General features: G+C 74.4%; 28 protein-coding genes and 1 riboswitch. Of the genes, 15 read left to right on the forward strand and 13 right to left on the reverse strand.

Annotation, left to right across the window (positions count from 1 at the left end):
* Positions 1-6: 6 nt before the first annotated feature.
* Both ACFVT2_RS06290 and ACFVT2_RS06295 read right to left on the reverse strand, forming a co-directional pair.
* The gene (locus tag ACFVT2_RS06290; RefSeq protein ID WP_390012817.1) at positions 7-897 is read right to left on the reverse strand and encodes an SDR family NAD(P)-dependent oxidoreductase; all 891 of its coding nucleotides are present in this window, start codon (positions 895-897) and stop codon (positions 7-9) included.
* On the reverse strand, positions 897-1,694 hold the full coding sequence (locus tag ACFVT2_RS06295; RefSeq protein WP_390012819.1) for an acetoacetate decarboxylase family protein: 798 nt from the start codon (positions 1,692-1,694) through the stop codon (positions 897-899). The genes ACFVT2_RS06290 and ACFVT2_RS06295 overlap by 1 nt, the downstream gene beginning before the upstream one ends.
* A gap of 126 nt (positions 1,695-1,820) precedes the next feature.
* On the opposite strand from ACFVT2_RS06295, the gene ACFVT2_RS06300 reads away from it, so the two are divergent.
* The 6 genes from ACFVT2_RS06300 (at position 1,821) to ACFVT2_RS06325 (ending at position 7,636) form a co-directional block, all read left to right on the forward strand.
* Entirely contained in the window at positions 1,821-2,453 is a 633-nt protein-coding gene (locus ACFVT2_RS06300; protein WP_390012821.1) for a TetR/AcrR family transcriptional regulator, read from the forward strand.
* 233 nt (positions 2,454-2,686) lie between these two features.
* On the forward strand, positions 2,687-3,730 hold the full coding sequence (locus ACFVT2_RS06305) for a DEDDh family exonuclease (protein WP_390012823.1): 1,044 nt from the start codon (positions 2,687-2,689) through the stop codon (positions 3,728-3,730).
* Positions 3,731-3,793: 63 nt separating this feature from the next.
* Positions 3,794-4,027: a hypothetical protein gene (locus ACFVT2_RS06310; protein ID WP_039637610.1), complete on the forward strand. Its 234-nt coding sequence runs from the start codon at positions 3,794-3,796 to the stop codon at positions 4,025-4,027.
* 105 nt (positions 4,028-4,132) lie between these two features.
* Positions 4,133-5,029: an SURF1 family protein gene (locus ACFVT2_RS06315; RefSeq protein ID WP_390012825.1), complete on the forward strand. Its 897-nt coding sequence runs from the start codon at positions 4,133-4,135 to the stop codon at positions 5,027-5,029.
* 29 nt (positions 5,030-5,058) lie between these two features.
* Complete coding sequence (locus ACFVT2_RS06320) at positions 5,059-6,876, forward strand: glycoside hydrolase family 15 protein (RefSeq protein ID WP_390012827.1); 1,818 nt, start codon at positions 5,059-5,061, stop codon at positions 6,874-6,876.
* Positions 6,877-6,880: 4 nt separating this feature from the next.
* On the forward strand, positions 6,881-7,636 hold the full coding sequence (locus ACFVT2_RS06325; protein WP_390012829.1) for an SDR family oxidoreductase: 756 nt from the start codon (positions 6,881-6,883) through the stop codon (positions 7,634-7,636).
* A 167-nt stretch (positions 7,637-7,803) separates the two neighbouring features.
* On the opposite strand, the gene amaP is transcribed toward ACFVT2_RS06325, so the two are convergent.
* From amaP to ACFVT2_RS06350, 5 genes are read right to left on the reverse strand one after another with little or no spacing between them, the layout of a single operon-like run.
* Positions 7,804-8,409, reverse strand: coding sequence for an alkaline shock response membrane anchor protein AmaP (gene amaP, locus ACFVT2_RS06330; protein ID WP_390012831.1), 606 nt, complete (start codon positions 8,407-8,409; stop codon positions 7,804-7,806).
* A 7-nt stretch (positions 8,410-8,416) separates the two neighbouring features.
* A complete protein-coding gene (locus ACFVT2_RS06335) occupies positions 8,417-9,106 on the reverse strand; it encodes a DUF6286 domain-containing protein (RefSeq protein WP_390012832.1) in 690 nt (229 codons plus the stop codon).
* The gene (locus ACFVT2_RS06340; protein WP_390012834.1) at positions 9,103-9,489 is read right to left on the reverse strand and encodes a hypothetical protein; all 387 of its coding nucleotides are present in this window, start codon (positions 9,487-9,489) and stop codon (positions 9,103-9,105) included. Before ACFVT2_RS06340 ends, ACFVT2_RS06335 begins: the two co-directional genes overlap by 4 nt.
* A gap of 6 nt (positions 9,490-9,495) precedes the next feature.
* On the reverse strand, positions 9,496-9,693 hold the full coding sequence (locus ACFVT2_RS06345) for a hypothetical protein (protein WP_016573898.1): 198 nt from the start codon (positions 9,691-9,693) through the stop codon (positions 9,496-9,498).
* 36 nt (positions 9,694-9,729) lie between these two features.
* Positions 9,730-10,209: an Asp23/Gls24 family envelope stress response protein gene (locus tag ACFVT2_RS06350; protein ID WP_390012836.1), complete on the reverse strand. Its 480-nt coding sequence runs from the start codon at positions 10,207-10,209 to the stop codon at positions 9,730-9,732.
* Between the two features lie 266 nt (positions 10,210-10,475).
* On the opposite strand from ACFVT2_RS06350, the gene ACFVT2_RS06355 reads away from it, so the two are divergent.
* A complete protein-coding gene (locus ACFVT2_RS06355) occupies positions 10,476-11,192 on the forward strand; it encodes a hypothetical protein (RefSeq protein WP_390012838.1) in 717 nt (238 codons plus the stop codon).
* A 25-nt stretch (positions 11,193-11,217) separates the two neighbouring features.
* Here ACFVT2_RS06355 and ACFVT2_RS06360 read toward each other — a convergent pair whose 3' ends face one another.
* The 3 genes from ACFVT2_RS06360 to ACFVT2_RS06370 form a co-directional block, all read right to left on the reverse strand.
* Positions 11,218-11,997 (reverse strand): enoyl-CoA hydratase/isomerase family protein, encoded by a 780-nt coding sequence (locus ACFVT2_RS06360; protein ID WP_390012840.1) that lies wholly within the window; start codon positions 11,995-11,997, stop codon positions 11,218-11,220.
* A 114-nt stretch (positions 11,998-12,111) separates the two neighbouring features.
* Complete coding sequence (locus tag ACFVT2_RS06365) at positions 12,112-12,333, reverse strand: helix-turn-helix domain-containing protein (RefSeq protein WP_390012842.1); 222 nt, start codon at positions 12,331-12,333, stop codon at positions 12,112-12,114.
* Positions 12,334-12,683: 350 nt separating this feature from the next.
* On the reverse strand, positions 12,684-14,282 hold the full coding sequence (locus ACFVT2_RS06370; protein WP_390012844.1) for an ABC-F family ATP-binding cassette domain-containing protein: 1,599 nt from the start codon (positions 14,280-14,282) through the stop codon (positions 12,684-12,686).
* A 221-nt stretch (positions 14,283-14,503) separates the two neighbouring features.
* Here ACFVT2_RS06370 and ACFVT2_RS06375 point away from each other — a divergent pair, with 221 nt between their 5' ends.
* Complete coding sequence (locus ACFVT2_RS06375) at positions 14,504-14,773, forward strand: hypothetical protein (protein ID WP_390012846.1); 270 nt, start codon at positions 14,504-14,506, stop codon at positions 14,771-14,773.
* Between the two features lie 32 nt (positions 14,774-14,805).
* On the opposite strand, the gene ACFVT2_RS06380 is transcribed toward ACFVT2_RS06375, so the two are convergent.
* The 3 genes from ACFVT2_RS06380 to ACFVT2_RS06390 form a co-directional block, all read right to left on the reverse strand.
* Positions 14,806-16,257 carry a hypothetical protein gene (locus ACFVT2_RS06380; protein WP_390012848.1) on the reverse strand — a complete coding sequence of 484 codons (1,452 nt, stop codon included), beginning with the start codon at positions 16,255-16,257 and terminating at the stop codon, positions 14,806-14,808.
* A 171-nt stretch (positions 16,258-16,428) separates the two neighbouring features.
* Positions 16,429-17,556, reverse strand: a complete 1,128-nt coding sequence (locus tag ACFVT2_RS06385; RefSeq protein WP_390012850.1) for an alpha/beta hydrolase — start codon at positions 17,554-17,556, stop codon at positions 16,429-16,431.
* Positions 17,557-17,677: 121 nt separating this feature from the next.
* The gene (locus ACFVT2_RS06390; protein WP_390012852.1) at positions 17,678-18,346 is read right to left on the reverse strand and encodes a class II aldolase/adducin family protein; all 669 of its coding nucleotides are present in this window, start codon (positions 18,344-18,346) and stop codon (positions 17,678-17,680) included.
* Between the two features lie 231 nt (positions 18,347-18,577).
* Between ACFVT2_RS06390 and ACFVT2_RS06395 the strand changes: the two genes are divergently transcribed.
* From ACFVT2_RS06395 to cobO, 7 genes are all read left to right on the forward strand, one after another.
* A complete protein-coding gene (locus ACFVT2_RS06395; RefSeq protein WP_390012854.1) occupies positions 18,578-19,315 on the forward strand; it encodes a GH25 family lysozyme in 738 nt (245 codons plus the stop codon).
* Positions 19,316-19,453: 138 nt separating this feature from the next.
* Positions 19,454-20,764, forward strand: a complete 1,311-nt coding sequence (locus ACFVT2_RS06400) for an anion permease (protein ID WP_390012856.1) — start codon at positions 19,454-19,456, stop codon at positions 20,762-20,764.
* Between the two features lie 30 nt (positions 20,765-20,794).
* The gene (locus ACFVT2_RS06405) at positions 20,795-21,031 is read left to right on the forward strand and encodes a hypothetical protein (RefSeq protein ID WP_390012858.1); all 237 of its coding nucleotides are present in this window, start codon (positions 20,795-20,797) and stop codon (positions 21,029-21,031) included.
* Between the two features lie 222 nt (positions 21,032-21,253).
* Positions 21,254-21,391: riboswitch (cobalamin riboswitch) on the forward strand.
* 129 nt (positions 21,392-21,520) lie between these two features.
* Positions 21,521-22,489, forward strand: a complete 969-nt coding sequence (locus ACFVT2_RS06410) for a cobalamin biosynthesis protein (RefSeq protein WP_390012860.1) — start codon at positions 21,521-21,523, stop codon at positions 22,487-22,489.
* Positions 22,486-24,048 carry a cobyric acid synthase gene (locus ACFVT2_RS06415; RefSeq protein WP_390012862.1) on the forward strand — a complete coding sequence of 521 codons (1,563 nt, stop codon included), beginning with the start codon at positions 22,486-22,488 and terminating at the stop codon, positions 24,046-24,048. The genes ACFVT2_RS06410 and ACFVT2_RS06415 overlap by 4 nt, the downstream gene beginning before the upstream one ends.
* Before the next feature lie 56 nt (positions 24,049-24,104).
* Positions 24,105-26,264 carry a putative cobaltochelatase gene (locus ACFVT2_RS06420; RefSeq protein ID WP_390012864.1) on the forward strand — a complete coding sequence of 720 codons (2,160 nt, stop codon included), beginning with the start codon at positions 24,105-24,107 and terminating at the stop codon, positions 26,262-26,264.
* A complete protein-coding gene (cobO, locus tag ACFVT2_RS06425; RefSeq protein ID WP_100600993.1) occupies positions 26,264-26,863 on the forward strand; it encodes a cob(I)yrinic acid a,c-diamide adenosyltransferase in 600 nt (199 codons plus the stop codon). The genes ACFVT2_RS06420 and cobO overlap by 1 nt, the downstream gene beginning before the upstream one ends.
* Positions 26,864-26,866: the final 3 nt, after the last annotated feature.

The raw sequence follows: 26,866 nt of genomic DNA on the forward strand, positions 1-26,866 counted from the left end.
GGTCCCTCACTCGTGGTCGAGGATGAAGTGCTCCAGGTACGTGGGTGCGGTGCGGTCGAGTTGGGACCGCGCCCGCGCCCGGATCTGTGCGTCGGTGTGCTCACTGGGCGGCAGCATCCAGAAGCGGCCGGCCCGGATGCCGTCGACGACCTGCTCGGCGACGTCCTCGACGGGCGTGAACGCCACCTCCCGCCCGCCCTCCGCCATGGCCGCCTCCCACTCCGCGAGGCTGCGGTAAGGCGTCCGGCGGGGACGGGACTTGGCGTGCCGCGCGGGCCGGTTGCGGTGCGACTCCCACAGGCCGGTACGGAGCATGTGCGGGCCGGGGAAGAGCACCGACGCCCCGATGGGCGCGCCCTCGGCCGTCAGGTGCGCGTACAGCGACTCGGTCAGCGTCACCACGGCGGCCTTGGTGACGGCGTAGACGGAGGCGGTGGGCAGCGGCGCGATCCCGCCGTCCGTGGACGAGGTGTTGACGACGTGGCCGGGCTCCCCGGAGGCCAGCATCCGGGGCAGGAAGCACTGGACGCCGTGGAAGACGCCCCAGACGTTGACCTCGAACGCCCACCGCCAGTCGTTGGGGTCGTGCTCCCACATCCGGCCCTCGGCGCCGGAGCCCACCCCGGCGTTGTTGCACAGCACGTGGACGGCGCCGAAGGTCTCGTAGGCGGCGCCGGCCAGCGCCTCGACCTCGGCCCGCACGCCGACGTCCACGGTACGGACCAGCAGTTCGGCGCCGTCCGCGATCAGTTCGTCGGCGGCGGCCCGCAGCGGGGCCTCCTCGACGTCGGCGAGGACGACCCTCAGGCCCTCGGCGGCGAAGCGGCGGGCCATCGCCCGTCCGATACCGCTCGCCGCACCGGTGACCACCGCGACCTGACCGGCCCGCAGCTCCATCACACGCTCCCTTCCGGCGGGGCGTCGAGGACCTGCCGCGGGTCGTCGTAGCGCTGGTGGATGTAGGGCAGCAGGGCCTCGGCGCGGACCCGCCCGACGACCTTGCCGCTCTGGTCGGAGGTCTTCTCGCCGAGGGTGATCCCGACGAGGGCGTGTACCGGGAGGTCGGCGACCGGGTCGTACATCGACTCGCGCAGCACCACGTCGCCGGTGATCCGTTCCAGCTTGCGGACCCTCTCGGTGCGCCGGCAGTGCACCAGGACCGGGTCGCCGTCGAAGCCCGAACCGTCCACGGCGGGCAGGAACTTGAAGTAGAAGTCGGTCCGTACGTCCGGTGCGGGCAGCGGCAGCGGGCCGCTGACCGCGCCGCGCACCTCCACGAAGGCGATGCCGTGCCGGGTGAGGGCGGCGCGGACGGTCAGACCGTCGCGGTCCACGGTGACCTCGCCCAACTTCTTGGGTTCGCCGAAGACCTCGCGGCCGCCGGTCAGCGCCCGTTCGTGGGTCATCGGCATGACCAGCGGGTACCAGCCCTCGGTGCCGTCGTGGGCCGCCGCGACCGCGACCGAACCGGCGCCCAGCGGATAGCCGGGCAGGTCGACGGTGCTGACGGTGGCCCGGACCAGCGGGCGGCCGGTGGGGGTGAGCGGGGGCGGCAGGACGGCCGCGACGGCCTCCGGGTCGGTCTCCCACAGGGCCACCACGCCGGTGGACCAGATGTCGGGGAGCCGGGCGCCGGCGGCCCGGGTCGCGGCGATCTCCGCCTCGGTGCGGGCTCCGTAGCGTATGCGTGCCATGGCGTACCACCCTTCGTCGTCCGTAACGCGCGGGGGTCGTGCGAGGCGTCTGTAACACAGTTACACCGCCTCCGATGAAGGGTAAAGAGCCGTGCGGCGAAGGGAGTTGGGTGATAGTGGGGTGCTATGACACGTACTGCACTGACCGGTGAGGAGGTCCTGGCGGCGGCCGCCCGGCTGGTCCGGGCGCACGGCCCGGCGGCCCTGACCATGCGCCGGCTCGCCACCGAACTCGGCACCGCCGTCACCTCCATCTACTGGCACGTCGGCAACCGCGAGTCCCTGCTGGACGCGCTGGTGGCCCGCACCCTCCAGGAGATGGGCGAGATCCGGCCGACCGGCGGTACGCCCCGGGCGCGCGTCCTCTCGGTGGCCCGCGCGCTGCGCACCGCGTTGGGCGAACGCCCGCACCTGATCGCGATGGTGCACGAACGCGGGCTGACCGAGCGGATGTTCCTGCCCGCTCAACAGGCGCTGGTCCACGAGGTGCACGCGGCCGGGCTGCGCGGGGAACTCGCCGCCGAGGCGGTGCGCGCCGTGCAGTTCCTGGTCGTCGGCTCGGTCCTGGTGGAACGCAACCGCGCACGCTCGCCCGCGCAGCACCCCAGCGAACGCGAGCTGTGGGACTCCCCCGCCGCCGGACGGGATCCGGCGCTGGCCCGCGCGCTCGCCGCACCGGCCGACGCCGAACGGCTCTTCCTGGTGTCCCTGGAGGCACTGGTGGCCGCACTCCTCGGGCCGGACCGGCAGCGCGCCTGAGGGCGCGGGGCGGGCGTGGGGTGTGGGGCGGGCGTGGGGGCCGGCGGGCGGCCGCGGTGCGGGGGGCCGTACGGCGTCCGAGCCGGGTCCGTACCGCGTCCGAGCCGCGTCCGTACCGGCGTCCGCGCGGGCCCGCCCGGCCGGCGCCCGGCCGTGGCGGCGCGCGGTGTCCCGGCCGGATGCGCCCCCGGCGATGCGGTGGCTGTCGGTGGCGGCCCGTATCCTCAGTGACCATGCTCGAAGACCGCAGCGCAGCCGCCCCCTCGATCGCGCCGAAGATCGGCCGGCAGCCGGGCCCGCAGACGCCGGCTGACTGGCCGGCCGGGTATCCCCAGGGGTACGCGGTGGTCGACGTGGAGACCACCGGCCTGGCCCGCGACGACCGGATCATCTCCGCCGCCGTGTACCAACTCGACGCCCACGGCGAGTTCCAGGACTCCTGGTACACCCTCGTCAACCCGCAGCGCGATCCCGGACCGGTCTGGATCCACGGGCTGACGAGCGAGGTGCTGGCGGACGCCCCGCTCTTCCCGGAGATCGTGCCGGAGCTGTCGGCGCGCCTGACGGACCGGGTGCTGGTCGCGCACAACGCCATGTTCGACTGGTCGATGCTGGCCCGGGAGTACGCCCGCGCCGCGGCGGTCGCCCCGGTGCGCCAGCGGCTGTGCACCATCGCGCTCTCCAAGGAGCTGGGCCTGCCGCTGCCCAACCACAAGCTGGAATCCCTCGCCGCGCACTTCGGCGTCATACAGGAACGCGCCCACCACGCCCTGGACGACGCCCGGGTGCTGGCCGAGACGTTCCGCCCCAGCCTGCGCCGGGCCGCGCAAGCGAACGTCCGGCTGCCGCTGCTGACCTGCCAGCCGCTGACGGAGTGGTCCGACGCCCCCGCGCCCCGCTCGCACAGCAGCGTCTCGTCGTACCGCCCCGTCTCCTGGCGGCCGGCCCGCAAGCGCCCCGCCTGCCCGTACCCCAACCCGGGGCGCTACGAGCCCGGCGGCCGGCTCGTCCAGGGGATGCGGGTCGCCTTCTCGGGTGACACCTCCGTCGATCGCGAGCTGCTGGAGGACCGGGCGATCGAGGCCGGGCTGCACGTGGCGACGAGCGTGTCCCGGCTGACCAGCCTGCTGGTGACCAACGACCCGGACGGCCGGACGTCCAAGACGGTCAAGGCCGCCACGTTCGGCACGGCCGTCATCGACGAGGCGGCGTTCATGCAGCTGCTGCGCGACGTGGCGCCCGCGGCGTCGGCACCGGGGACACCGGCGTCCGGGTGAAGCCCGGCCAACACACCCACCTGCGCCTCGCCCGGTAGCGGCCCCACCCGCACTCTGTGGCGCATGGCACGTTGTGAGGTTTGCGGAAACGACTACGGCATGACGTTCGAGGTGCACGCGCAGGGCGCGGTACACGTCTTCGACTGCTTCGCCTGCGCGATCCATCGGATGGCGCCGATCTGCGAGCACTGCCGGGTGCAGATCATCGGGCAGGGCGTGGAGGCCGAGGGGCAGTGGTACTGCGGTGCGCACTGCGCCCGCTCGGCGGGGCGGGTGGGCATCGTCGACCGGGTCTGACGCCGGTCGAGGCCGCGGCCCACAGCGGTGCCCGGCGGCCCCTCCCGGCGCCTCCGGGGGGACCCCCGGGCCGGGCGTCCAGGGACGCGGGGTACCGTCGCAGCCGTGTACCGCTTCCTGTTGACCCGGCAGTGGGTGATCCTCACCCTCGTGGGCCTCGTCCTGATCCCCGTCATGATCAAGCTGGGGTTCTGGCAGTTCCACCGCCATCAGCACAAGGTGGCGCAGAACGCGCAGATCGCGCACAACCTGGCCGCCACCCCCGTCCCGGTGACCGAGCTGGCCGCGGTCGGCCGGGGGCTGCCGCACGGCGACATGTGGCGCCGGGTCACCGCCACCGGAAGCTACGACACCGCGCACGAGGTCGTCGTCCGCCAGCGCACCGCCGCCGACGAGCAGACCATCGGCTACTACGTCCTGACGCCGCTGGTCCTCGGCAACGGCGACGTCGTCGTGGTCAACCGTGGCTGGATCCCGGCCGGCGACGACCTCACCAAGTTCCCGCACATCCCGGCCGCCCCCAAGGGGACGGTCACGGTCACCGGTCGGATCATGGCCGACGAGACCACCGCGGAGAGCGGGATCAAGGACACCAAGGGCCTGCCGCCCCGCCAGGTCATGCTGATCAACAGCAAGCAGCAGGCGAAGCGGGTGGGCCGCCCGACGCTCGGCGGTTACATCGAGCAGACCGGGCCCAAGAGCGACACCCCCGAGCAGGTGCCGGAACCGGACCACGACTCCATCGGCCCGCACATGGCGTACGCGATCCAGTGGTGGCTGTTCGCGGCGGCGGTGCCGGTCGGCTGGGTCGTCCTGGTGCGTCGGGAGCGCCGCGACCGACTGACCGCCGCGGCCGAGGCCGCCGACGCCGGGGCGACCGGGGACACCCCCGAACCCTCCGGTGCCGGGCCCGTCGGCACCGAGCCCGTCGGCACCGAGCCCGTCGGCGCCGAGGCCGCGGACGGGGAGCCCGTAGCCCGGACGGCCGTCGCCCCCGAGTAACGCGGCCGCCGCGCGGGAATGGCCGCGGAGTGCACCCACGCATCGAGGACTACGCACTCATCGGCGATCTCCAGACCGCCGCGCTCGTCGGCCGGGACGGCTCCATCGACTGGCTGTGCCTGCCCCGCTTCGACTCCCCCGCCTGCTTCGCGGCCCTCATCGGCGGCCGGGACAACGGCCACTGGACCCTGGCCCCGCAGTCCGGTGAAGCCCGCGCCGAACGCGCGTACCGCGGGGACTCGCTGATCCTCGACACCGTCTGGGAGACCCCCGAGGGCAGCGTCCGGGTCACCGACTTCATGCCCCAGCGCGACCGCATGCCCGACGTCGTCCGGGTCGTCACGGGGCTGCGCGGCCGCGTCGAGATGCACAGCGTGCTGCGGCTGCGGTTCGACTACGGGCGGGTGGTGCCCTGGGTGCGCGCCGCCGAGGGCTGCCGGGTGGCGGTCGCCGGCCCGGACTCCGTATGGCTGCGCACCCCGTCCCAGGGCACCACCTACGGCAAGGACTTCAGCACCCGCTCGGACTTCACCGTCGCGGCCGGCGAACGCACCTCGTTCGTACTCACCTGGCACCCCTCGCACGAGCCCCGGCCCGTCCAGATCGACCCGTTCCAGGCGCTGGCGGACACCACCGACGACTGGCACGCCTGGTCCGCCCGGTGCCGCTACGAGGGCCCGTACCGCGCCGCGGTGATCCGCTCCCTGATCACCCTCAAGGCCCTCACCTACGCGCCCACCGGCGGGATCGTGGCGGCCCCCACCACCTCGCTGCCCGAGGAGCCGGGCGGGGTCCGCAACTGGGACTACCGCTACTGCTGGCTGCGCGACGCCAGCCTGACCCTGAACTCCCTGATCTCCGCCGGGTATCTGGACGAGGCCGGGGCCTGGCGGGACTGGCTGCTGCGCGCGGTGGCCGGCGTCCCCGACGACCTCCAGATCATGTACGGGCTGGCCGGGGAACGGCGGCTGCCGGAGGCCGAGGTGCCCTGGCTGTCCGGGTACGAGGGATCGGTACCGGTGCGGATCGGCAACGCCGCCGTCACACAGCACCAGCTCGACGTCTACGGCGAGGTGATCGACTCGTTCCACGTCGCACGCACCGCGGGACTGCCGGCCGAAGCGCACGCCTGGGGCATCCAACGGGCGCTGGTGGACTACCTGGAGTCGACCTGGCGCGACCCCGACGACGGCATCTGGGAGATCCGCGGCCCGCGCCGACACTTCGTGCACTCCAAGGTCATGGCCTGGGTCGCGGCCGACCGCGCGGTGCAGTTGCTGGAGCGGTACCCGAAGCTCGGCGGGGACGTGGACCGTTGGCGGGCGATGCGCGACGAGGTGCACCGGGAGGTCTGCGCACGCGGCTACGACGCCGAGCGGGGCACCTTCACCCAGTCCTACGGCTCGACGGAACTGGACGCCGCGACGCTGCTCATCCCGCGGGTCGGCTTCCTCCCGGGGAACGACCCGCGGGTGGTCTCCACCGTCGACACCGTGCGCCGCGAACTGTCTCTCCCCCATGGCCTCAAGGGCACGGGGGGTGCCCCCATCGGTCTGGTACGCCGTTACAGCACCGAGGGACGGACGGTGGACGGGCTGCCGGGCGGCGAGGGCGCGTTCCTGGTCTGCTCGTTCTGGCTGGCGGACGCGCTGCTGCTGACCGGGCGCCGGGCGGAGTCCCGGAAGCTGTTCGAGCGGCTGTTGGCGCTACGGAACGACGTGGGGCTGCTCTCCGAGGAGTACGACCCGGTCACCGGGCGCCAGTTGGGGAACTTCCCGCAGGCGTTCAGCCACATCGGCCTGGTGGGGACCGCCTTCGCATTGCACCACGGCCGGGGGGCAGACTAGGGCCATGGATCTTGGACTCACCGACCGGACGTACCTCGTCACCGGCGCCACCCGGGGCCTGGGCTTCGCCACCGCCCGCGAACTGGTCGCCGACGGCGCCAATGTGGTGATCACCGGGCGCTCGGAGGAGGCCGCGACCAAGGCGGCCGCCGCCCTGGGCGAGCGGGCGCTGGGCGTCGCGGCCGACAATTCCGACCCGGAGGCCCCGGCCCGCCTGGTGGCGGCCGCCCGGGAGCGCTTCGGCCGCTTCGACGGCATCCTCATCAGCGTGGGCGGCCCGGCCCCCGGCACCGCCGCCGACAACACCGACGACCAGTGGCAGACGGCCTTCGAGACGGTCTTCCTGGGCGCGGTGCGGTTCGCCCGCACCGCCGCCGCCGAACTGGGCGAGGGCGGCGCCATCGGCTTCGTCCTCTCCGGCTCCGTCTACGAGCCGATCGCCGGGCTCACCATCTCGAACGGCCTCCGCCCGGGCCTCGCCGGCTTCGCCAAGTCCCTCGCCGACGAGTTGGGGCCGCGCGGCATCCGCGTCGTCGGCGTCCTCCCCGGCCGGATCGCCACCGACCGGATGACCCAACTCGACGCGCTCTCCGGCGACCCCGAGGGCTCCCGCGCCCGCAACTCCGCCACCATCCCGCTGCGCCGCTACGGCGATCCCGCGGAATTCGGCCGCACCGCCGCCTTCCTCCTGTCCCCCGCCGCGTCCTACCTGACGGGCGTGATGGTCCCGGTGGACGGCGGGGCCCGACGGGGCTTCTGAGGACCGGGGGCGACTTCCGGGGCCCGGCAGGACAGCCGCCGGGCCCCGGCCCGCCCTCCGAGCGGACGACGAACCTGTGACGACGGACGTGTGACGACGGACGTGTGACGACAGGGCCTGGACGCCGAGACCCAGGGCCCGTCCGACCCTGATCCACCGGACAGGCCCTAGCTGACCCGTTCCGCCCGGTGGCGCAGCGCCCGCAGGCGGACCTCCGTCGGTAGTCGATCCAGGCCCGCCGACGTGCGGGCGTGCGCCACCGCCCCGTCGGACAGCCGCCGCACCACGGTCCCGGGGTCGGCGTGCGGGGCGAGGACCAGGAAGGCACGCACCCGGGGGGCCGTGCGGCGGCCGGTCAGTGCGACGGCCGCCCGGTCGACGCCGTCCACCGCCACCGTCTCGGCCGCCAGAACGGCCTCCAACGCCCGCCCGCGCACCACCGCGCCCGCCCCGTCGCCGCTGTCGACCAGCACCGCGCCGAGCCGGCGCCGCCGGAGCTGGGCGAGCAGCCACCACAGCAGCAACAACAACAGCGCGGCCAGCCCGGCGATGACCACCGGCCACCACCAGCCGCGGTCCGTGAACCGGGTGCGCTGCTCCGCGGGGAGCAGGACGTCGTCCGGGCCGGCCCAGGGCCAGCCGGCGGGCAGGTCGAGGTGCCACCGGGCGGGCAGGTCCAGGCCGCCCAGGAGGGCCAGCCCGCCGGTGCCGAGCAGCAGCAGGCCGACCAACCCGAGCAGCACCCGGTTGACGGTCGCGCGGGCGGTGCGCATCGCCCGCTCACCTCCCCTTGGGGCGTTGGACGTCGACGCTCAGGCGCAGCCGGTGCGTCAGGTCCAGTTGCCGCAGCCCGTCGTCGAGCACCGTGCCGAGGTCGCCGCGGACCTCGTCCAGTTCCCGGAAGTGCACCACGGCCCGCGCCCGCGCCCGGCGCCGGCCGACGGTTATCCGTACCGACTGCACACCGGAGACCTCCATGGCCCGGTCGCGCAGCACCAGCGCGGCGGCCGGCCGGTCCAGTCCGGCCCGGATGTCGGGGGCGGTGCGCCGCATCGGCAGCACCGCCCGCAGGCCCGGGGTGGCGGCCAGCACGAGCAGCCAGACCCCGAGGGCCATCGCGGCCGCCGCGCCGCCCATGACCCAGGGGTCGTCGAGGTGCCGGACGGCCAGTTCGTGCGCGAGCCGCCGGCGCCAGGCCATGGCGGTGCGGCCGGCCCGCACCGCGGCCACGTCGTAGAGCAGCAGACCCGTGGCGCCCAGCAGCACCAGCGCGACCAGCGCCGCCGGCACCCGGCGGGCCGACCAGAAACGCCCGGCCGGCCCGCCGTCGACCGGTCCGGGGACCGTGGCGTCCGGTGCCGCCGCCGGCAACCCGCCCGCGGCACCCGGCCGTTCACCGGACCGTTCACCGGACCGCCCGTCGGCCCCTTCGCGGGCCTCCGCTCCCCCTGCGCTCCCGGGCCCCGTCATCGCAACCGCTCCCGGTCGACCAACAGCGGCGAGTTCAGCCGTTCGACCTGCACCGCCACCTCGGTGACCGTCATGCCCGCCAACGTCCGTACGTGGTCCGCCACCTGACGCCGCACCAGTCCGCACCGCGCGCCGATGGGGACGGGGTAGGGCAGCTCCACGGCGATCCGCAGTCGGGCTTCGCCGAACGGCGGGTGGACATCGCGGCGGGTCACCGTCACCGTGGCGTGGGCATCGGTGGGGCCGCCGGGGGACGCCTCGCGCAGCGCCTCCCGGGCCGCTCGCGCGGCGATCTTGGCGACCACCCGGTCGGCGATCCTGGTCGCGCCGCGCTCACCGGCCGGTACGTCGGCGGCAGCGGCCGACGGGGACACCGTCGCCATCCGGGTTCACCGCCGCCGGTCGTCGCGGTCGCCGGTCCGGGTGCGGAAGAACTCCCCGGCCTCCAGGTCGCCCTCCAGGAACCTGCCGGCCACGAACCCGACGGCGCCCAGCGCCGCCACCAGGACGAAGGCCCCGAACCCGCCGAAGTACCCGGCGAAGCCCAGCGCCATCCCCGCCACGAGACCGATCACGGCCATGCTCATCGTGCGCTCCTTCGCTACCGCTCCGGCCGGGCCCGGTCACTGGAGCCGCGGCTCCGCTCCCTCGACCCCGCCTTCGTCGCCTTCCTCGTCATCCTCGTCGGGCAGCTTCACGTCGCTCACCGCGATGTTGACCTCGACGACCTCCAGGCCGGTCATCCGCTCCACGGCGGAGATCACGTTCTCCCGGACGGCCCGGGCCACCTCCGCGATGGCGACCCCGTAGTCGACGACGATCTCCAGGTCCAGCGCGGTCTGCACCTCACCGACCTCGGCCTTCACCCCGCGCGTCGCGGTGGCCGACCGTCCGCCGCCGGGCACCCGGTCGCGCACCGCGCCCAGCGTGCGGGCGAAGCCGCTGCCCATCGTGTGGACGCCCACCACGTCGCGGGCGGCGAGCCCGGCGATCTTCTCCACGACGCCGTCGGCGATGGTGGTCCGGCCGCGGGTGGCGGGGTCGCCCCCGCCCCGTTTCACCGGCGGCTTCGTGGTGTCCGCGCTCTGCTGGCTCTCGGTCATCGCCGTGCGTCCCTTCTGCGCCGCATCACGGACCCGCCGCATGACGGATCACGGGCCTGCCGTGGTGACGGACCTGGCGCACATCGAACGACTCGCGCCTTTCACGCCATTGATCCAATTCACATCGTTCGCGCCATTCACCCTGTTCCCCACAGTAGGGGCGGGCGAGCGGGTGCGCTCCGGGGACGCGGCAGCGGAGTGCCGTGGGCAGCCGGGGCGGGCGGACTGCGGCAGGCTGGGAGGTGGTCCGGGAAAGGGGTGACGCGGTGGCCGCGAACGCGGTGGCACGCGCCGTGCGGGAACAGCTCGGCCTCGGCCGGGTCCTGCCGCTCGGCGGCCCGGCGGACGGCGCATGGATCACCGAACGCGCGGCCCGCGCGGCGCTCCTGCGGGCCCCCGGCGCCCCGCCCGGCATCCGACTGGGCGACCTGCGACTCTCCCTCGCCGCCCCCGACGACGCCCCGGCACCGACCGTGCCGGCGCCGCCCAGCGCCCTGCCGCCGGGCCCGCTGCGCATCGCGGCGGACTTCGCCGCACCGCCCGGCCGCCCCCTGCCGGCGCTCACCGAACAGCTCCGGACGGCCCTGCTGACCGCGGCCGAGGAGGGCCTGGGCCTGCGGGTGAGCGCGGTGGACCTCCGGATCGGCGACCTGCTGGACGAGGCGGCGGAGCCGACGGCTGCGACGCCGGACGCGGCGGAGGACGCTCACCGGGCCGGCGCGGGCCCGGGCGCCGAGGACCCGGAAGACCTCGCCGCCCGGGTGCTCGCCGTCCCCGGGGTGGCCGGGCTCGCCCCGGCGCTGGCGGGACGCTCCCGCCCGGTGGCCCGCAGCGGCGACGGGGACCACGTACTGATCCAGTTGGCGACCGCCGCCGGTCATCGCCCGTTGGACGTGGCCCGCGCCGTCCGCCGGGCGGTCACCGGTCGGCCGCCGGCGCCGACGTCGGCCGCGGTGCTGGTCACGGCGGTGGCCGGCGCCTGACGACCGGTGCGCGCGGGGTGGGCGGTCAGTCGCCGACCCCGGCCAGGTCCCGCAGCCGCCGCGCCTGGGCGGCGCGCTCGGCCCGGCGCTGCTCCTCGTAGGTGCGCTCCGCGGCGCCGGCCAGCAGGGCCTTGGTCTCGATGACGGCGTCCCGGGGCGCGGCGGTGAGCGCGGCGGCCAGGTCGGCCACCGCGGCGTCGAGTTCGTCACCGGGCACGACGAGATTGGCGAGGCCGATCCGCCCGGCCTCTTCGGCGTGCACGAAGCGTCCGGTGGCGCAGATCTCCAGCGCCCGGGCGTAGCCGACCAGGCCGACCAGGGGGTGGGTACCGGTCAGGTCCGGGACCAGGCCCAGGCTGGTCTCGCGCATGGCGAACTGCGCGTCCTCGGCGACGACCCGCAGGTCGCAGGCGAGAGCCAGCTGGAAGCCCGCGCCGATGGCGTGGCCCTGGACGGCGGCGATGGACACCAGGTCGTTCCGCCGCCACCAGGTGAACGCGTCCTGGTACTCGGCGATCGTGGCGTCCAGCGCGTCATCCGTACCGCGCGCCAAGTCGAGGAACGACGGCTCGCCGTCGAACCCTTCGGGCGTGAACGCCTGCCGGTCCAGCCCCGCGGAGAAGGACTTGCCCTCACCGCGCAGCACCACGATCCGTACGTTTCCCGGCAGCAGCGAACCCGCCTCGACCAGTGCCCGCCACATGGCGGGGCTCTGGGCATTGCGCTTGGCCGCGTTGGCGAGGGTCACCGTGGCGATCGCGTCGTCCACGGTGAGCCGCACACCGTGCTTGTCGAGCAGAGTCATGAGGGCGCCTCCGAGTCAGCCACCGCACCTGCGTGCGTAAGTGACTGAACGGTAACCTCCCGGCCGAACCATCGGCCGGCCGGGGGGCACCGCCTGCACCCGGAGCCGCGGTACTCAGACTGAGACGGCCTTCTTGCCTCGCGTGGCTCCGCCGCGGCCGCGCAGGACCACGCCGGATTCCGTGAGCATCCGGTGCACGAATCCATAGGAGCGGCCGGTTTCCTCGGCCAGCGCCCGGATGCTCGCTCCGGAGTCGTACTTCTTCTTCAGGTCTGCCGCGAGCTTCTCGCGCGCGGCGCCGGTCACCCGGCTGCCCTTCTTCAGAGTCTCGGCCACCCGTGCCTCCTCGTGGGAAGTGCGCTCTGGACTCTCATGATCACCCCTCCCCGGCTTCCTGGCCACCCATTCCGCAAGGTCTGTGGGACATCCTTTGCCGTCCCGCCGGCGCCCGGTGCGCTCGGAATTCCCGCTTCCGTGCGCACCGCGGCCCTCGCGCGCACCCCGATATGCGGGAAGTGCCAGGTCAGGTGGTGTGCCGCAGAAAAGGCAACGGCCGGGCCCGAGAGGCCCGGCCGGTCGCCGCAGGCTCGCCGGTGTACGAGCCGTTCTCACTCAGATGATGGATCACCCATGGGCCGAATGATCCAGCAGGCGTGATCCATCCGGCGGCACCGGTACGGCGGTGATCAGGCCAGTGCGACCAGGTCCGCGTAGTCCTGGCCCCACAGGTCCTCGACACCGTCCGGCAGCAGGATGATCCGCTCCGGTGCCAGCGCGTCCACCGCGCCCTCGTCGTGCGTCACCAGGACGACCGCGCCGCTGAAGGTGCGCAGCGCGCCGAGGATCTCCTCGCGGCTGGCCGGGTCGAGGTTGTTGGTGGGCTCGTCGAGGAGGAGGACGTTGGCGGAGGAAACGACCAGGGTCGCCAGGGCGAGGCGGGTCTTCTCACCACCGGAGAGCACGCCGGCGGGCTTGTTGGCGTCGTCGCCGGAGAACAGGAAGGAGCCGAGCACCTTGCGGACCTCGACGAGGTCCATGTCGGGCGCGGCGGAGCGCATGTTCTCCAGGACCGTGCGGTCCGCGTCCAGGGTCTCGTGCTCCTGGGCGTAGTAGCCGAGCTTGAGGCCGTGGCCGGGGAGGACCGCACCGGTGTCCGGCGTCTCGACGCCGGCCAGCAGCCGCAGCAGGGTGGTCTTGCCGGCGCCGTTGAGGCCCAGGATGACGACCCGGGAGCCCTTGTCGATGGCCAGGTCGACGTCGGTGAAGATCTCCAGGGAGCCGTAGGACTTGGAGAGGCCCTCGGCGGTGAGCGGGGTCTTGCCGCACGGCGCGGGGTCCGGGAAGCGCAGCTTGGCGACCTTGTCGGAGACCCGCACCGCCTCCAGGCCGGCCAGCAGCTTGTCGGCGCGCTTGGCCATGTTCTGGGCGGCGACGGTCTTGGTGGCCTTGGCCCGCATCTTGTCGGCCTGGGAGTTGAGCGCCGCGGCCTTCTTCTCGGCGTTGGCGCGCTCGCGCTTGCGGCGCTTCTCGTCGGCCTCGCGCTGCTGCTGGTAGAGCTTCCAGCCCATGTTGTAGACGTCGATCTGGGAGCGGTTCGCGTCCAGGTAGAACACCTTGTTCACGACGGTCTCGACCAGGTCGACGTCGTGCGAGATGACGATGAAGCCGCCGCGGTAGGTCTTGAGGTAGTCGCGCAGCCACACGATGGAGTCGGCGTCGAGGTGGTTGGTGGGCTCGTCGAGCAGCAGGATGTCGGAGTCCGAGAAGAGGATCCGGGCCAGCTCGACGCGGCGCCGCTGACCGCCGGAGAGGGTGTGCAGGGGCTGGCCGAGGATGCGGTCGGGCAGCCCCAGGCTGGCGGCGATGGTCGCGGCCTCGGCCTCGGCGGCGTACCCGCCCTTGGTGAGGAACTCGGTCTCCAGCCGCTCGTACTTCTTCATGGCCTTCTCGCGGGTGGCGCCCTGGCCGTTCGCCATCCGGTCCTCGTTCTCCCGCATCTTGCGCAGGACGGCGTCCAGGCCACGGGCGGAGAGGATGCGGTCGCGGGCCAGGACGTCCAGGTCGCCGGTGCGCGGGTCCTGCGGGAGGTAGCCGACCTCGCCGGAGCGGGTGACCGACCCGCTGGCCGGCATGCCCTGGCCGGCCAGGACCTTGGTGAGGGTGGTCTTGCCGGCGCCGTTGCGGCCGACCAGGCCGATGCGGTCACCCCTGGCGATGCGGAAGGAAGCGGATTCGATGAGGACGCGGGCGCCGGCGCGCAGCTCAAGGCCGGAAGCGGTGATCACGGGAAAACTCCAGGGCAGGAAGACGGCGGGTTGGACGGACGGTCCGAGAGCGGTCTACGCCGTCTAATGAACCCAAAGGAGAACTGCCATAGAGGCAGTCTAACGGGCCGGTGCAAGTCGTTATCCGGCGATGTCAGACCCCACTGCGAGACTGTGAGCCAGGACACAGGAGTCCGGGCGGCGGACGGCCGTCCGGTGACGCGAGGGGGGCGGTGATCAACATGGCGGGCAGGCCGGCGGTGTTCCCGACGCTGCCGTTCGGGGCCGCCCCGGGCGCCCTCCGGCGGCTGACGGAGGCGTTCGGATGCACCGTCGCCGCGCGGTACGACGGTGCCGACGGAGCGGTACCGCACGCCGAACTCGCCTACGGGGAGGGGAAGATGATGCTCGGTCCGAAGGGCCACGGCGGCCCGTTCGACGGGGCGGTGGGGGACGTCGAGGACGCCGTTCGGCGCTTGGGCACCTACCGGCCGGGCGGGACGGGGCCATGACCCGCCGGCGCCCGGCCGGGGTGACCGGGCGGTCAGGCGCCGCCGGTGTGCACCTGGAAGGCCGCCCGGCGGACGGCCTTGGCGAGCGCCGGGTCGGGATGGGCGGCGGCCAGCGCCACCAACACCTGGACGGTGCGCGGATGGCCGATCGCGCGGACCTCCTCCAGCAGCCGCGGCACTGAGCCCTGGACGGCCGAGTCCAGGTGCCGGACCAGCAGTTGGGTCTCGCCGTGGTCGGCGACGGCCGCCGCGGTGTCCACCCACAGCCAGGTCGACTCCTCGCGGGTGAGGACGTCGGGCGCGGTCTCCGGGTCGCCGCCCTCGTGCTCGAAGAGCCACAGCAGGGCGTAGGGCCGCAGTACCGGTTCCTCGGCGACGGCGCGCACGGCGGGTTCGGCGGGGGGGCCGACCGCGCGCAGCGCCTCGAAGGCCAGCCCGCGCAGCAGCGCGTCCTCACCGCGGGCGGCGGCCAGGAGTTCCTCGACGGCCGCGCCGACGGAGCGGGCGGCGAGCCAGGCGCGGTATTCGGCGCGGGCCGGGCCCGGGGTCAGCCGGGCGCAGCCGCGCAGCATCGCCTCCGCGGACTGCTCGATGTTGCCGGCCGGGCTCTGCGCGGCGACGCAGATCTGCTCCAGTTTGACCCACACCGACCAGTTGCCGAGCGGTGTCAGCTGCGCCTCCTGGCCGTAGTGGCGGCCCTCGTCTGCGCCCTGGTCGGCGTTTTCGGGGGCGCCGTCCGGCGGCATCAGCGCGCCGACCGCGAGCAGCGCGTCCAGCGCCCAGCGCAGGAGGTCGGTGAGCGGCGCCCCCGCGGCGTCGCTCACCGTCCCCCCGGCGTCGGTGCCGTCCGCGGCCGGGTCCGCCTCGTAGGGGACCTCGCAGCGTTCGGTGCGCAGTTCGGCGACGCGCTGGCCGAGCATGTCGAGCAGTACCGGCAGCCGTACCGGCCCGGCGGACAGGTGCAGCAGGGACAGCAACTGCGGGACGGCTTCGACGACCTCGGCCACGGCGGCGGGGCCCGCCTCGGCCGGGGTGGGCAGGGCCAGCGACCAGGCGTCGAAGAGCGCGACCCAGCCGCGCAGCGCGGCGGTGTCGTCGCGGTCCCAGGCGCGCAGTCGCCAGCCGGGGCGGGCGAGGCCGTCGTGGAGCTCGACCAGTCCGGCGAGCCGGGCCCGGTCCCAGTCGGCGCGGACGTGCCGGGCGGGCAGGCCCAGGGCGTCGGCGGCGTCGACGACCGCGGTCTCCGGGAGCGATCCGTCGGGGCCGGCGCGGAGGCTGCCCGCGCGGTCGGCCCAGCGTGCGAGCCGGGCCGCGCCGGCCAGTACGACGCGCGCCTGACGGGCCAGTTCCGCGGGCGGCGGGGTGCCCTCGGGGGGCCTGGGCGCCGGGCGGGTGGCCCGGGTGCTCACCGCCCGGCGGGCGGCCGCAATCGGTTGTCGGGGGACGAGTCGGAGCCGGGAGTCGCGCGGAGTACGGGACGTCACAGGAGCAGTCTTGCCGCTGACGGCCCGAAAGCCCAATCGGAACCCGGTTTGCGGCTCTTCGGGCCCGCGTCACCGCGCCGCCCCACTCCTGAGGGGGGCCGTTGTCCCCCCGTACACCTCCGGGCCTGGCCTGAGTCCTTCGGGGGCGGTGCCGGCCGTCGGTCGGCGGTGTCACATGAGCGGGGTGAGGAAGCGGCGCAGGGTCTCCTCGTAGCGGTCCGGGGCGGCGTTCCACATCGCGGCGTGCGGGGCGTGCGGGACGGGCTGAAGGGTGATCAGTTCCGGACGGCGGGCGGCGAAGCGGCGGGAGGCGTCCCAGGGGGCGAGGGTGTCCTCGGGGCCGTGGAAGACGAGGACGGGCGCGTCGAGTTCGTCGGGGTCGACGGCGTCGGCGGGACGGTCGACGGGCAGCCCGGTGTGGCCTTCGGCAGCGCGGACGGCCAGCGGCAGCAGGGCGCGCGGGATGTGGCGAGCGGTGGCCAGGGCGCGGACGGTGGCGTGCCGGTCGAGGACCGGGGAGTCCAGGACGAGGCCGGAGACGCGGTGGCGCAGCCCGGAGTTGACGGCGGCGCGCAGCGCCATGGTGGCGCCGGTGGACCAGCCGTGGAGGACGACCGCGCGGGCACCGTAGCTGACGGCGTAGCGGATGGCGGCGTCCAGGTCGCGCCATTCGGTGTCGCCGAGGTGGTGGATGCCGTCGGTGGTGCGCGGGGCGCCGGCGTCGTTGCGGTAGGCGAGGGAGAGGACGGGGAAGTGGTGGCGTTGCAGGAACGGCAGTACCACCATGGGGTGTTCGCGGGTGGTGCCGATGCCGTGGACGGTGATGACCCAGGTGTCGCGGGCGCCGGGCACGAACCACGCGGGCAGGGCGCCGAGTTCGCCGGGGATGTCGACGTCGGCGCAGGGGATGCCGAGGGTGTCGTAGGGGTTGCCGACGTGCACCTGCGGGGTCAGCCGCATCCGGGCGCCGGGCCGCAGGGTGCCGTGGGTGACCCGCTCCAGCCGGCGCACCACGGCGTCGGCGGGGTGCGGGGTGCCGTGGACGACGGGTCCGACCACCGCGTGGCAGCCGGCGCCGGAGAGACCGTAGGTGCCGGGCCTGAGGGAGACCAGGCTGCGGGTGAGGGCGATGTGCTCGCCGGCCGCGGAGTGGACGGTAAGCCGGGAGTCACCGGGGAAGGGATGGCCGGGCGACGGTTTCAGGGCAACATCGCCGGCGTACCGCCCGGCCGCCACGGCGGCCACCACGGCACCGGTCACGCTGGTGGCGGTCACCGCCGCCACGGTCCCCAGTCGCACCTCTCCAGTGTGCGCAGCGCCGCCGGTCCCGGCCACCGGGCGCCCGGTGCCGGCGGCCGGACCAGCGGTGTTGTGCGGTGCAGAGGGCCGTGCGGGGTGCGGTGGGGGGTCCCGCCGAGGGTTACGCGGGGTCGTCGGCGGACTGGCCGTAGCCGCGCAACCGCTTGCCCGCGGCGTCGAGCTGGGCGGGCGACAGCAGGCTGGGGGTGTGGCCGGGCACGGTGACGGCGGTGAGCCAGACCCGGCACATCCATTCCAGTTGGGCGGTGCGGTCCAGTGCCTGGGCGAGGTCGGCGCCGTAGGCGATGGTGCCGTGGTTCTGGAGGAGTGCGGCGGTGCGGTCGCGGAGCGCGTGGAGCATGTGGGCGGCGAGTTCGTCGCTGCCGTAGAGGGCGTAGGGGGCGACCCTGACGGGGCCGCCGAGCGCGGCGGCCATGTAGTGGATGGGCGGGAGTTCGGTGACGAGGGTGGAGACCGCGGTGGCGTGCGGGGCGTGGGTGTGCACGACCGCGGTGGCGGTGGTGTTGCGGTAGACGGCCAGGTGGAGCGGGAGTTCGCTGGTCGGGCGGAGTCTGCCGATGATCGCGCGGCCGTCGAGGTCGACGCCGGTGAGGTCGGAGGGGCCGAGCCGGTCGTAGGGGACGCCGCTGGGCGTGACGAGGATCAGGTCCTTGACGCGGACCGAGACGTTGCCGGAGGTGCCGACGACGAGGCCGTCGGCGGCGGTCCGGCGGGCGGTGGCGACGAGCTCACTCCAGGCGTCGGCGAGGTGGTCGGGGTGGTCCTTCATGCTGTCCTCCGGTGCGACGCTGCGGGACGTGCGGAAACACACGAGGGCGCTGCACGACACCGTACGAGCAGGCCGGGGCACTGTACGCCCTGATACCAACTGTCCGGTATCCGCCATATGGGGGTAACTGGCAGCCTCAGGGCGATTGGCCGGGGATCGACCATCTTGCGCCGATCATCCATTAACGTCGAGTGAACTACACCCCTCACATGTCATCACCCAGGGGGACCCATGACCTGTGACCGCTCCACCCCCCGGACCAGGCTGGCGACCGCGATAGCGGTGGCGTCACTGGCCGGCACCGCACTCGCCGAACACCCTTCCCGGGCCGTCGCGGACAGCCGACCCCTCGGGCACGACGTCTCCTCGTACCAGAAGCAGATCGACTGGCGGGCGGCCCGCGCGAAGGGCGCGCGATTCGTCTACGTCAAGGCCACCCAGTCGGACAGCTACCGCAATCCGTACTTCTCCGCGCAGTACAACGGCTCCCGGGCGGCCGGACTGCTGCACGGCGCCTACCACTTCGCCGTGCCCAGCGCGTCGTCGGGCACCCGGCAGGCCCGGTACTTCCTCCGGCACGGCGGCCACTGGAAGGCGGACGGCTGGACGCTGCCGCCCGCCCTCGACATCGAGCACAGCCCGTACGACGCCCGGCAGCCGTGCTTCGGGCTGGATCGGACGGCGCTGGTCCATTGGATACGGGCGTTCAGCGACGAGGTGCGGCGCAGTACCGGCCGGCGGCCGGTGATCTACACCACCGCCCGCTGGTGGGACCGCTGCACGGGCGGCAGCCGGGCCTTCGGCGCGACCCATCCGCTATGGCTGGCGGACTACTCGGGCGCGGCGCGGCTGCCCGGCGGCTGGTCGTACCCGACCATTCGGCAGTACGCCTCGCACGGGCCGCTGCCCGGAGATCAGGACCGCTGGAACGGGACCCTGGCCCAGCTCAGGAAATTTGCCGACGGATGAGGAGGAAGTGACAGCAGGGGCGCCTCCGCGTGAACACTGCGGGGGTGTCACCGCGGCGCCCGGCCGAGTTCACTTTCCGTTCACCCGTCGTCCGTACGGTCCCCACGACACTGACCATCGAGCGGATTGCCTGGGTGAATGGAACACATCACGCTTCTCATCGGGATCGTGATCGTCACGGCCTTGGTGTTCGACTTTACGAACGGCTTCCACGACACGGCCAACGCAATGGCCACCACCATCTCCACCGGCGCCCTGCGACCCAAGGCCGCGGTGGCGATGTCGGCGGGACTCAATCTCGTCGGGGCGTTCCTCTCCGTCGAGGTGGCCAAGACCATCTCCGGCGGCATCATCGACGAGAGTGCCGGCATCAGACCTGAAGTGATCTTCGCCGGTCTGGTCGGCGCCATCATCTGGAACCTCCTGACCTGGCTCGCCGGCCTTCCCTCCAGCTCCTCGCACGCCCTCTTCGGTGGTCTGATCGGCGCGACGCTGGTGTCCGTCGGCACCGGCGGCGTGCACGGCCAGGCCGTTGTGATGAAGGTCCTGATCCCGGCGGTGGCCGCGCCGTTCGTCGCGGGGCTCGCCGCGATGGCGGCGACCCGGCTCACCTACCGGCTGACCCGCGGCCGCGCCGAGGCCGACACCGCCAAGGGCTACCGCGCCGGGCAGATCGCCTCGGCGGCACTGGTCTCACTGGCCCACGGCACCAACGACGCACAGAAGACGATGGGCGTGATCACCCTCGCGCTGATCACCGGCGGGGTCATCGCCCCGCACTCCGACCCGCCGATGTGGGTGATCGCCTCCGCGGGCCTGGCCATCGCGCTCGGCACCTACCTGGGCGGCTGGCGGATCATCCGCACCATGGGCAAGGGCATCACCGACATCCGGCCGCCGCAGGGCTTCGCCGCCCAGACCGGCGCCGCGGCCACCATCCTGGCCTCCTCCCACCTCGGCTTCGCGCTCTCCACCACCCAGGTCTGCTCCGGCTCCGTGATGGGCTCCGGACTGGGCCGCAAGGGCGGCGTGGTGCGCTGGTCCACGGCCGGGCGGATGGTCGTGGCCTGGGGGCTCACCCTGCCGGCCGCCGGTCTGGTCTCCGCGGGCGCCGCGTTCCTCGCCGACCAGGGCACCTGGGGCGTGACCGCGGTCGCCGTCCTCGCACTGGCCGTCTGCGGCGGCATCTGGGCCGCCTCCCGGCGCAAGCCGATCGACCACACCAACGTCAACGAGGGTCCGGCGGCGGAGCCGGCCGGTGTCGTCACCGCGGCGCTGAAGACCGTCTCCCCTCCCCCGGCGGGCCCGATCGCCCCGGCGACCCCCGCCCCGGCAACCACCGAAGCGCCGGACGCCGCGGCGGCTCCCAACCAGCCCAACGCACCTGTCGTTCCCACCCAACCCATCCCAGCCGTTGCCCCCGCCCAACCCGCGTCAGCCACCTCCTGACGCCGACCGCCCTGACCTAAGGACTACGCAATGCACATCGACTGGGCAGCTCTCGGCCAGGTCTTCGGCGTCAGCCTCGTGGTGACGGTGGGGATCGTGGGCCTGTTCACCGTCGGGATCGCGGGGACCTCCCGCAAGCCGGCCGTGGACGGCGACGCGGGGGCCACGACGGCACCGGGCGCGGGGGCGCGCGCCGGGGCACTGGCGGCCTTCGCACTCTGCGCGGCCGCGGTGGCGTACGGGATCTACCTGATCGTCGCCGCCTGAGACCGACGCCGGCCCGGCCGGCAACGGGTGGGGCGTCCGGCGGGCGCGGCAGCAGCCGCGGCCCCCGGGCGCCCCGTCCGCGTTCTCGGGGCCTCGCGTCCGTGCGCCGGGGCGCCCTGTGGTGTTGGCCACAGGGTCGGCGGCGGGGCTGCATCGCAGGTCAAGGGCGAGTTGACGGACCCTCGCGGGCGTGGTGGACTGCCGGGGCCAATCGGCGACAGCAGAGGAAGTCCGGTGCGAATCCGGCGCGGTCCCGCCACTGTCACCGGGGAGTGCTCCTCCAGCGAGGGCCACGGCCCGTACGCACTCCGTACGGGCGGGAAGGCCGGGGGAGGCACCGATCCGGGAGCCAGGAGACTCTGGTCGCCGTCACGTCGAGCCAGGGCGAGGACCCTGAGTGAGGACAAACCACCATGCCTGGCTGCCCGTCGAGAGCTCCACTGCCCGCTGCCGCAGGGCCCCTTCGAGGGTGCACGGCGGCCTGATCCGATGCGCGGCGAACACGCGGGATATGCGTGCGGCGCGGCCCTCGGCTTCCTCGGTGACCTGATCGCGGCGGATCCACGGCGCGGCCATCCGGTGGCCGCGTTCGGCCGGGCCGCAGCCGCCGTCGAACGCCGACTGTGGCGCGACCACCGCGGCCACGGGGCGGCCCACACCGTGCTGTGCGCCGGCGGTGCGGCCGCCGGTGCCGCACTGCTGGAGCGCGCCGTACGGCACCACCCGGGCGCCCGGGCCGCGTTGACCGCGGCGACGGTGTGGGCGGTGCTGGGCGGCACGTCGCTCGGCCGGGAGGCACGGGCCGTCGGCGGTGCGCTGGCGGCGGGCGACCTGGACGCGGCCCGGGCGCGGCTGCCGCACCTGTGCGGGCGCGATCCGCAGGCGCTGGACGGGCCGCAGATGGCCCGGGCGGTGGTCGAGTCGGTCGCCGAGAACACCTCGGACGCGGTGGTCGGCGCCCTGGTGTGGGGCGCCGTCGGCGGAGTGCCCGGTCTGGTGGCGTTCCGGGCGGTGAACACCCTGGACGCGATGGTCGGTCACAAGTCGCCGCGCTACCGGCGGTTCGGCTGGGCCGCGGCCCGCCTCGACGACGTCGCCGGCTGGCCCGGCTCCCGACTGACCGCGGCACTGACCGTACTGGCGGGCCCGGACCGGCGCGGCGCGCTGCGGGCCTGGCGAGCGGACGGCGGGGCACACCCGAGCCCCAACGCGGGCCCGGTGGAGGCGTCGTTCGCGGGTGCCCTGGGCATCCGCCTGGGCGGCACCCTGGCGTACGGCGGGCGGGTGGAACACCGGCCCGTACTCAACGGCGGCGGGCGGCCGCCCGAGGTGCCCGACATCGAGCGGGCGGCACGGCTGTCCCGGCGGGTGAGCCTGCTGGCGCTGGGCGTCACGGTGGCGGGTCGGTTCGCGGCGGGCGCGGTACGGCGCCGCATCAAGGGAAGGGTGACCCGGTGAACGGGCGGAGGAAGACGGCCGGCGGGGCCGTGGGCGGCGGGCTGCTGGTGGCCGGGACGACGTCCGATGCGGGCAAGAGCGTGGTGACCGCCGGCATCTGTCGCTGGCTGGTGCGGCAGGGCGTCTCGGTGGCGCCGTTCAAGGCGCAGAACATGTCGCTGAATTCGTTCGTGACCCGGGAGGGCGCGGAGATCGGCCGGGCGCAGGCGATGCAGGCGGCCGCGGCCCGGGTGGAGCCGACCGCGCTGATGAACCCGGTGCTGCTCAAGCCCGGCAGCGACCGCAGCAGCCAGGTGGTGCTGCTGGGGAAGCCGGTGGGCGAGCTGAGTGCCCGTGGCTACCACGCGGGCCGGCAGGAGCAGTTGCTGGGCACGGTGACCGACTGCCTGGCGGAGCTGCGGCGCACCCACGACGCGGTGATCTGCGAGGGCGCCGGCAGCCCGGCCGAGATCAACCTGCGGCGGACCGACATCGTCAACATGGGCATCGCCCGGGCCGCGCGGATCCCGGTCGTGGTGGTCGGCGACATCGACCGCGGCGGCGTCTTCGCCTCGTTCTTCGGGACCACCGCGCTGCTGTCCGAGGAGGACCAGTCGCTGGTCGCCGGCTACCTCGTCAACAAGTTCCGCGGCGATGTGACGCTGCTGGAGCCGGGGTTGGAGATGCTGCGCGGGATCACCGGGCGGCGCACCTACGGTGTCCTGCCGTACGCGCACGGGCTGGGCATCGACGAGGAGGACGGGCTGAGTGTGTCGCTGCGCGGGGCGGTCCGCGAGTCGGTGGTGGCGCCGCCGGCCGGCGAGGACGTGCTGCGGGTCGCGGTGTGCGCGGTGCCGCTGATGTCCAACTTCACCGACGTGGACGCGCTGGCGGCCGAACCGGGCGTGGTGGTGCGGTTCGTGGACCGGCCCGAAGAGCTGGCCGACGCGGACCTGGTGGTGCTGCCGGGGACCCGCGGCACGGTCCGCGCGCTGGCGTGGCTGCGCGAGCGCGGACTGGCGGACGCGGTGGTCCGGCGGGCCGCGGAGGGCCGCCCGGTGCTGGGCATCTGCGGTGGCTTCCAGATGCTCGGCGAGCACATCGAGGACGAGGTCGAGTCGCGGGCGGGCGCGGTCGAGGGGCTGGGACTGCTGCCGGTCCGGGTCCGGTTCGCGGTGGAGAAGACCCTCACCCGGCCGTCCGGTCGGGCGCTGGGCGAGCCGGTGGAGGGGTACGAGATCCACCACGGCGTGGCCCAAGTGGCCGGCGGCGAGACGTTCTTCTCCGATGACCGGGGCAACGGCCTGGACGGCTGCCGGGTCGGCGCCGTGTGGGGCACGCACTGGCACGGCTCCCTGGAGAGCGACGGTTTCCGGCGGGCGTTCCTGCGGGAGGTGGCCCGGGCGGCCGGTCGCCGTTTCGTACCGGCGCCGGACACCCGCTTCGGGGCGCTGCGCGAGGAGCAGTTGGACCGGCTGGGCGATCTGATCGAGGAGCACGCGGACACCAAGGCGCTGCTGCGACTGATCGAGGAAGGGGTGCCGGAGGGGTTGCCGTTCATTCCTCCGGGGGCGCCATGAGGGCGGATGCAGGGGACACGACAGGAGCCGGCCGGCGACGTGAAGGACGACAGGGCATGACAACGACTCAGAACCCGACCCGGCAGTACCCGTTCACGGCGGTCGTCGGCATGGCCGACATGCGGCTGGGACTCCTGCTGAACGCGATCTCGCCCGCCATCGGCGGGGTGCTCGTCCGGGGTGAGAAGGGCACCGCGAAGTCGACGATGGTGCGCGGACTGGCGGAGTTGATGCCGGTCGTGGACGTCGTCGACGGCTGCCGGTTCTCCTGTGCACCGGCCGCGCCCGACCCCGGCTGTCCCGACGGGCCGCACGGCACGGTGGACGCCGGGCAGCGGCCGACGCGGATGGTCGAACTGCCGGTGGGGGCGTCCGAGGACCGGCTGGTCGGCGCGCTGGACATCGAACGGGCCCTGTCCGAGGGCGTGAAGGCGTTCGAACCGGGCCTGCTGGCCGATGCGCACCGGGGCGTCCTGTACGTGGACGAGGTCAATCTGCTCCATGACCACCTGGTGGACCTCCTGTTGGACGCCGCCGCCATGGGCGCCTCCTACGTGGAGCGCGAGGGCGTCTCCGTGCGCCACGCCGCCCGTTTCCTGCTCGTCGGGACGATGAACCCCGAAGAGGGCGAGCTGCGGCCGCAGTTGCTGGACCGGTTCGGGCTGACCGTGGAGGTCGCGGCGTCCCGGGATCCGGAGCAGCGGGTCGAGGTGGTCCGGCGCCGGCTGGCGTACGACGACGATCCGGCGGGCTTCGCGGCGCGCTGGGGGGACGAGGAGCGGCAGCTGCGGGAACGGATCGGGCTGGCGCGGGAGTTGCTGCCGTCGGTGCGGCTCGGCGACGCGGCGCTGCGGCAGATCGCGGCGACCTGCGCGGCGTTCGAGGTGGACGGGATGCGGGCGGACATCGTGATGGCCCGCACGGCGACCGCGCTGGCGGCGTGGGCGGGGCGGACCGAGGTGCAGCCGGAGGACGTCCGGCAGGCGGCGCTGCTGGCGCTGCCGCACCGGCGGCGGCGCAATCCGTTCGACGCGCCGGGGCTCGACGAGGACAAGCTCGACCAGGTGCTGGAGGAGTCCGCCGGCACGGACGGCGACGACGACCCGGAGCCGGAGGGGCCGGACGGGGGTCCGGACGGCCCTGGCGGGGGTCCGGACGGGGGGCCCGGCGGGCTGCCGCCGCAGGACGGCGGGGACCGGGAGCAGCCGGCGGACGCCCCGCACCCGGACGTGCCGCGGCAGCAGGAGCCGGAGCGGCCGGCGCCGTCCGAGAGCCCGGAGCGGGCGCCGGAGGGCGAGCCGGCGGCGTCCGGGCCGGGCCGGGAGCAGGCCGCGGTGGGCGCCACCGAGCCGTTCCGGACGCGGCGGCTGGACGTGCCGGGGCTGGGCGAGGGCGCGGACGGCCGCCGGTCCCGGGCGCGTACCGCGCACGGCCGGACGACCGGGGCGCGGCGCCCCCGAGGGGCCCTGGGCAAGCTGCACCTGGCGGCGACCGTGCAGGCGGCGGCGCCGCACCAGTGGGCCCGCGGGCGGTGCGGGCCGGGCCTGGTGGTGCGCCGGGACGACCTGCGGGAGGCGGTGCGCGAGGGGCGCGAGGGCAACCTCGTGCTGTTCGTGGTGGACGCGTCCGGGTCGATGGCGGCCCGGAAGCGGATGGGCGCCGTCAAGGGGGCGGTGCTGTCGCTGCTGCTCGACGCGTACCAGCGGCGGGACAAGATCGGGATGATCACCTTCCGGGGTTCCGGCGCCGAGTTGGCGCTGCCGCCGACGTCCTCCGTCGAGGCGGGCGCGGCGCGGTTGGCGCAGCTGCCGACGGGTGGCCGGACGCCGCTGGCGGAGGGGCTGCTGCGGGCCCACGAGGTGCTGCGGGTGGAGCGGATGCGGGACCCGTCCCGTCGGCCGCTGCTGGTGGTGGTCACCGACGGCCGGGCCACGGGCGGCTCGCAGCCGGTGGGGCGGGCGCACCGGGCGGCGCGGTTGCTGGCCGCCGGGGGCACCGCGTCGGTGGTGGTGGACTGCGAGGCGGGTCCGGTCCGGCTGGGGCTGGCCGGGGAGCTGGCCCGGGAGTTGGGCGGTACCGCCGTCACCCTCGACGAACTGCGCGCGGACAGCGTCTCCGCGCTCGTACGGACCGTGCAGGGCAGGCCCGGTCGCGGCGGCGGCGGTGCCGGCCCGGACCGGGATCACGATCACGTCAACAGGGAGAAGGTCGCGTAATGCCACAGGGACAGCCCTCCGTCGTACCGGAGGACGGGCTCACCACCCGCCAGCGCCGCAACCGCCCGCTGGTCCTGGTCCACACGGGCCAGGGCAAGGGCAAGTCCACCGCCGCCTTCGGGCTGGCGCTGCGGGCCTGGAACCAGGGCTGGCCGGTCGGGGTGTTCCAGTTCGTGAAGTCGGCGAAGTGGAAGGTCGGCGAGGAGCGGGCGCTCACGGTGCTGGGCGCCACCGGGGAGGGCGGCACCGTCGCCTGGCACAAGATGGGCGAGGGCTGGTCCTGGGTGCAGCGCGACTCCCAGTTCAGCAACGAGGAGGCGGCCCGGGAGGGCTGGGAGCAGATCAAGCGGGACCTGGCCGCGGAGACCTACAAGCTGCTGGTGCTGGACGAGTTCGCCTACCCGCTGAAGTGGGGGTGGGTGGACGTCGAGGAGGTGGTGGCGGTGCTGCGGGACCGTCCCGGGACGCAGCACGTCGTCATCACCGGGCGGGACGCGCCCGAGGCGCTGCGGGACTTCGCGGACCTGGTGACGGACATGACGAAGGTCAAGCACCCGATGGACGCGGGGCAGAAGGGCCAGCGGGGCATCGAATGGTGAGCA

The organism is Streptomyces sp. NPDC058000 (genome assembly GCF_042886435.1).
In the GTDB taxonomy this organism is placed as follows: Bacteria; Actinomycetota; Actinomycetes; order Streptomycetales; family Streptomycetaceae; genus Streptomyces.

What these genes read in the sequence shown, in the direction of transcription:
- ACFVT2_RS06325 (WP_390012829.1), top strand. Translation starts at nt 6,881, where the DNA reads ATGGATCTTGGACTCACCGACCGGACGTACCTCGTCACCGGCGCCACC.
- ACFVT2_RS06410 (WP_390012860.1), top strand. Translation starts at nt 21,521, where the DNA reads ATGCGCGGCGAACACGCGGGATATGCGTGCGGCGCGGCCCTCGGCTTC.
- ACFVT2_RS06340 (WP_390012834.1), bottom strand. Translation starts at nt 9,489, where the DNA reads ATGGCGACGGTGTCCCCGTCGGCCGCTGCCGCCGACGTACCGGCCGGT.
- ACFVT2_RS06345 (WP_016573898.1), bottom strand. Translation starts at nt 9,693, where the DNA reads ATGAGCATGGCCGTGATCGGTCTCGTGGCGGGGATGGCGCTGGGCTTC.
- ACFVT2_RS06420 (WP_390012864.1), top strand. Translation starts at nt 24,105, where the DNA reads ATGACAACGACTCAGAACCCGACCCGGCAGTACCCGTTCACGGCGGTC.
- ACFVT2_RS06310 (WP_039637610.1), top strand. Translation starts at nt 3,794, where the DNA reads ATGGCACGTTGTGAGGTTTGCGGAAACGACTACGGCATGACGTTCGAG.
- ACFVT2_RS06360 (WP_390012840.1), bottom strand. Translation starts at nt 11,997, where the DNA reads ATGACTCTGCTCGACAAGCACGGTGTGCGGCTCACCGTGGACGACGCG.
- ACFVT2_RS06400 (WP_390012856.1), top strand. Translation starts at nt 19,454, where the DNA reads ATGGAACACATCACGCTTCTCATCGGGATCGTGATCGTCACGGCCTTG.
- ACFVT2_RS06395 (WP_390012854.1), top strand. Translation starts at nt 18,578, where the DNA reads ATGACCTGTGACCGCTCCACCCCCCGGACCAGGCTGGCGACCGCGATA.
- ACFVT2_RS06305 (WP_390012823.1), top strand. Translation starts at nt 2,687, where the DNA reads ATGCTCGAAGACCGCAGCGCAGCCGCCCCCTCGATCGCGCCGAAGATC.
- ACFVT2_RS06335 (WP_390012832.1), bottom strand. Translation starts at nt 9,106, where the DNA reads ATGACGGGGCCCGGGAGCGCAGGGGGAGCGGAGGCCCGCGAAGGGGCC.
- ACFVT2_RS06405 (WP_390012858.1), top strand. Translation starts at nt 20,795, where the DNA reads ATGCACATCGACTGGGCAGCTCTCGGCCAGGTCTTCGGCGTCAGCCTC.
- amaP (WP_390012831.1), bottom strand. Translation starts at nt 8,409, where the DNA reads ATGCGCACCGCCCGCGCGACCGTCAACCGGGTGCTGCTCGGGTTGGTC.
- ACFVT2_RS06390 (WP_390012852.1), bottom strand. Translation starts at nt 18,346, where the DNA reads ATGAAGGACCACCCCGACCACCTCGCCGACGCCTGGAGTGAGCTCGTC.
- ACFVT2_RS06375 (WP_390012846.1), top strand. Translation starts at nt 14,504, where the DNA reads ATGGCGGGCAGGCCGGCGGTGTTCCCGACGCTGCCGTTCGGGGCCGCC.
- ACFVT2_RS06295 (WP_390012819.1), bottom strand. Translation starts at nt 1,694, where the DNA reads ATGGCACGCATACGCTACGGAGCCCGCACCGAGGCGGAGATCGCCGCG.
- ACFVT2_RS06290 (WP_390012817.1), bottom strand. Translation starts at nt 897, where the DNA reads ATGGAGCTGCGGGCCGGTCAGGTCGCGGTGGTCACCGGTGCGGCGAGC.
- cobO (WP_100600993.1), top strand. Translation starts at nt 26,264, where the DNA reads ATGCCACAGGGACAGCCCTCCGTCGTACCGGAGGACGGGCTCACCACC.
- ACFVT2_RS06300 (WP_390012821.1), top strand. Translation starts at nt 1,821, where the DNA reads ATGACACGTACTGCACTGACCGGTGAGGAGGTCCTGGCGGCGGCCGCC.
- ACFVT2_RS06350 (WP_390012836.1), bottom strand. Translation starts at nt 10,209, where the DNA reads ATGACCGAGAGCCAGCAGAGCGCGGACACCACGAAGCCGCCGGTGAAA.